This is a genomic window from Fulvivirga aurantia, from assembly GCF_009711475.1.
GTDB classification, from domain to species: Bacteria; Bacteroidota; Bacteroidia; order Cytophagales; family Cyclobacteriaceae; genus Fulvivirga; species Fulvivirga aurantia.
The window spans coordinates 1-4676 of sequence record NZ_SMMD01000617.1 but is presented as its reverse complement, the minus strand read 5'-3'; the positions used below and the strand labels follow the sequence as shown (position 1 = coordinate 4676).

3 protein-coding genes are annotated in these 4676 nt (G+C 39.6%); all 3 read left to right on the top strand.

The annotated features are described in order from the left end of the window. Positions 1-44 precede the first annotated feature (44 nt). Positions 45-1832: a translation elongation factor 4 gene (gene lepA, locus E1176_RS05800; RefSeq protein WP_155209620.1), complete on the top strand. Its 1788-nt coding sequence runs from the start codon at positions 45-47 to the stop codon at positions 1830-1832. A gap of 13 nt (positions 1833-1845) precedes the next feature. Beyond that, a complete protein-coding gene (locus E1176_RS05795; protein ID WP_155209619.1) occupies positions 1846-2730 on the top strand; it encodes a bifunctional 5,10-methylenetetrahydrofolate dehydrogenase/5,10-methenyltetrahydrofolate cyclohydrolase in 885 nt (294 codons plus the stop codon). Between the two features lie 41 nt (positions 2731-2771). Beyond that, a partial coding sequence (locus tag E1176_RS05790) for an OmpA family protein (protein WP_155209618.1) occupies positions 2772-4676 on the top strand: 1905 nt, incomplete at its 3' end.

Here is a 4676-nt window from a genome sequence, read left to right as displayed (position 1 = left end):
ATTAGCTACTTTTGCACTTTAAAAATAGCACGGAAAAGCGCAGTATGGATAATATTAGGAATTTCTGCATCATCGCACACATCGACCACGGTAAGAGTACTTTGGCTGATAGACTCTTGCAATTTACAGGTACCGTTACCGAGAGAGAAATGCAAGAACAGTTGCTCGATGACATGGATCTTGAAAGAGAGAGAGGTATAACTATTAAGAGTCATGCAATCCAGATGGATTATAAGCATGAAGGGAAAGACTATATATTCAACCTTATAGATACACCAGGCCACGTAGACTTTTCTTACGAGGTGTCCCGATCTATAGCGGCATGCGAAGGCGCATTATTGATTGTGGATGCTGCTCAGGGAATAGAAGCACAAACTATTTCTAATCTATACCTGGCACTAGAGCATGACTTAGAAATTATACCGGTGCTTAACAAAATAGATTTGCCGAGTGCCATGCCGGAAGTTGTTTCCGATGAGATTGTAAATCTAATTGGTTGCGACCCGGATGATATAATCAAAGCTAGTGCAAAAGAAGGAATTGGTATAGATGACATCCTAGAAGCTATTGTAAATAGAGTGCCAGCTCCTAAAGGTAATACAGAAGAGCCATTGCAGGCTATGATCTTCGATTCTGTTTTTAATCCATTCAGAGGTATTGAAGTCTACTTTAGAGTATTCAATGGAGCGATAAATAAAGGCGATAAAGTAAAATTTGTTAATACAGGTAAAACCTACGAAGCCGATGAAATTGGTGTACTAAAGCTCAAGCAGCAACCCAAGAACACCATCAGTGCTGGTAATGTCGGCTACCTGATTTCAGGTATAAAAGTAGCCAAGGAAGTAAAAGTGGGAGATACCATCACACATTCCAGCAGACCATGTGCGAAAGCTGTTCAGGGCTTTGAGAATGTGAAACCTATGGTATTTGCAGGTATCTATCCTGTGGAAACTAGTGAGTTTGAAGAGTTAAGAGCCTCTATGGAAAAACTTCAACTCAATGACGCTTCACTGGTTTGGGAGCCTGAGACTTCAGCAGCACTTGGATTTGGCTTTAGATGTGGATTTCTGGGCATGTTGCACATGGAAATTGTGCAGGAGCGATTAGAGCGCGAGTTTGATATGACTGTGATCACAACTGTTCCTTCGGTGCAGTTCCACGCGGTCCAATCAGATGGCTCGGTGAGAAATATCAATGCACCTTCTGAGATGCCAGAGCCCAACTCCATTTCACACATGGAAGAGCCATTTATCAGAGCTCAGATCATTACAAAAGATGAGTTTGTGGGCAATATTATTGGCCTCTGTATGGATAAACGTGGTGTCATCAAAAACCAGGTTTACCTTACTCCCGAGCGTGTAGAGCTAACGTTTGAGTTGCCTTTGGGCGAAATTGTATTTGACTTTTTCGATAAACTCAAAACGTTATCAAGAGGTTACGCTTCGCTCGATTATGAGCTTATTGGCTTTAGGCAATCAAACCTTGTAAAACTTGACATCATGCTTAATGGCGAGAAAGTGGATGCTTTATCTGCCATCGTTCATAGAGATAAAGCCTACGAGTGGGGTAAGAGATTGTGTGAAAAATTAAGAGAGCTGATCCCAAGGCAAATGTTTGAAATAGCCATACAAGCCTCAATAGGTACTAAGATCATCGCCAGGGAAACAGTAAAGGCAATGAGAAAAAACGTATTGGCAAAATGCTATGGTGGTGATATTAGCCGTAAGAGAAAATTACTGGAAAAGCAGAAAAAAGGTAAAAAGAGGATGCGACAAGTAGGTAATGTTGAAATACCACAAGAAGCATTTATGGCCGTTCTTAAACTTGATTAACTTATAAAACACAATGTCTGACTCCTCGAAGATTCTTGATGGGCGCAAGGTAGCCAATGAAATTAAGGATGAAATTGCAACTGAAGTAGAACAGTTAAAATCTAGAAATGGTAAGGTACCTCACCTTGCCGCTATACTTGTAGGAGACGATGGAGCGAGTCATACATATGTTAATAATAAAATAAAAGCCTGCAAACGAGTGGGCTTTGAATATACACTTCTAAACTTCCCTGGTACGATCAGTGAGTCTAAGCTCATGACAGAAATTGACAGGATCAATAATGATGAAGATATTGATGGGCTGATTGTGCAATTACCTTTACCAGATCATATTTCTGCGGCTAAGGTTACGGAGAAAATTCTTCCTGAGAAAGATGTGGATGGCTTCACTAACCAAAATTATGGACGTATAACCAGCAAAAATCCTGGGTTAATGCCAGCAACTCCATATGGAATGGTAGAGCTGTTAAAAAGGTATAAAGTTGAGATCAAAGGTGCCCACTGTGTGATGGTGGGCAATAGTCGCACGGTAGGGGCACCAATGAGTACAATAATGGCCTACCACGAATTTGCTACAGTAACTGTTTGTCATATTCATACCAAAGATTTAGCTAATCACACCAAACAAGCCGATATATTGATCGTAGCTGCCGGAAAACCTGAGCTCATCACTGCCGATATGATCAAAGACGGAGCGGTGGTGGTAGATGTAGGTATTACACGTATCGATGCTGATAATGAAAAGGGCTACGAGCTAAAAGGCGATGTTAAATTTGATGAAGTTTCTCAAAAGGCAAAATTAATCACCCCAGTTCCTGGCGGGGTAGGACCCATGACTATTGCCTCATTGTTGTTGAATACCCTAAAAGCCTATAAAAATCGCATAGCGGCTATATAGCTTGATTGCTTCTTACGTTAGTCCTTCATATGTTTATAAATATGAAGCAAGCGTTTGTATTTTTCCTATTGGCTATAGTTCCGTTATTCTGCTTTTCACAACAAAAGCTTAGTACCAAATCAAAAAAGGCCACAGAGCTTTATTATGAAGCTGATAATTATTGGGTGCGCGGTCAATATACCGCTGCTTATGAGATCCTACAGACTGCTGTAGACAAAGACAAAAACTTCTTAGAAGCTTATTTTAGGTTAGGGGTAATCGACAAGTCAAGGGGAAATACTTCCGAGGCAGAAAAATACTTACAAAAAACACTAGAACTCAAACCTGACCATGCCGGAGCTAATTTTGAGCTCGGGGAGCTTTATATTCAGATAGGCAAATATCAAAAATCTATAGAGGCCACAAAAAGATACCTGGCATTAAATCCACGCAATACAGAGCGCAAAAGTCAGGCAAATCGCTTTATTACTAATGCAGAGTACGCACTGGAAAACCTGGACTCAACTAGAAAAATTTTTCCCGAGCCTTTACCTAAGCATATTAATCAATATGCCATGCAATACTTTCCGGTGATTACAGCCGACCAGAAAACTTTACTCTATACAAGAAGATTAGGTACCACTATGAACCATGACGAGGATTTGGTAGTGGCGAAAAAAGGTGAAGGTGGGAATTGGTCAGAGCCGCAGTCAATTTCAGATAATATCAACAGCTCATTTAACGAAGGGACATGTACTATTTCTGCAGATGGACGCACACTCATATTCACCTCTTGTTATGGGCGTAATGGATATGGTAGTTGTGATTTATACATGAGTAAGAAAACTGGTGATGAATGGTCTAGACCTGAAAATCTTGGACCTAAAGTCAATTCATCTGCTTGGGATTCACAACCATCATTGTCAGCAGATGGTCGTACACTATATTTTGTTTCAAACAGACCAGGTGGGGTAGGAGCCAGAGATATTTGGATTACGTCACTTGATGATAGTGAAGTCTGGGGTAAACCAACAAATCCCGGAGGTGAGATCAATACTAAGTTTGATGAAGTGTCTCCTTTCATTCACCCAAATAGTAAAACCTTATTTTTCTCAAGTAATGGCCGTAAAGGTTTTGGCGGATTTGACATTTACTTGGCAGAAAAAGTAGGCGATAATTGGGGAGAACCAGAAAATATCGGCTACCCAATTAATACAGGAGAAGATCAGGTATCCTTATTTGTTACAGCAGACGGGAAAAAAGGGTATTACTCTCATGAAAATCTTGACGACCCAAAAGTAAAAGGAGAGATTTATCAATTTGAAATTCCAGAAGACTTACAAATCGATACAAAAGCAAGATATGTAGAAGGTATAGTTTATGACATTGAAACAAATGATCCCTTAGATGCTAAAGTTGAGTTATATGATGTAAAAAAAGATCAAAGAATATCGATGGTCTACTCTGATTCTATCAATGGGAGCTATTTAATGGTATTACCTGAGGGAGAGCAATATGCATTGTATGTCAACAAACCAGGGTATTTATTTAATAGCAAGTCATTCGACCTTTCTCAAGAATTAGAGAGTGAGCAGGTTGAAATTAAAATTCCTCTACAGAAGATTACCTTAGGTGGTAAAGCTGTTTTAGAAAACATCTTTTTTGAGTTTGATAGCTATGAGATTAAAGCTGAATCTAAAACAGAACTAAATAAGGTGGTCTCCTTCTTGAAAGATAATAAAGACATACAAATTCAAATAGCCGGACACACCGATAGTAAGGGAGATGAGGGATACAATCAGAATTTGTCAGAAAAACGTGCTAGAGCAGTTTATCATTATTTAATTGAAGCGGGTGCTTCAGCAACCCAGCTAGAATACCGCGGTTATGGAGACAAAAAACCTCTATTCGACAACTCAAAAGAGGAAGGTCGACAACGAAATAGAAGAATCGAATTCGAAATCATC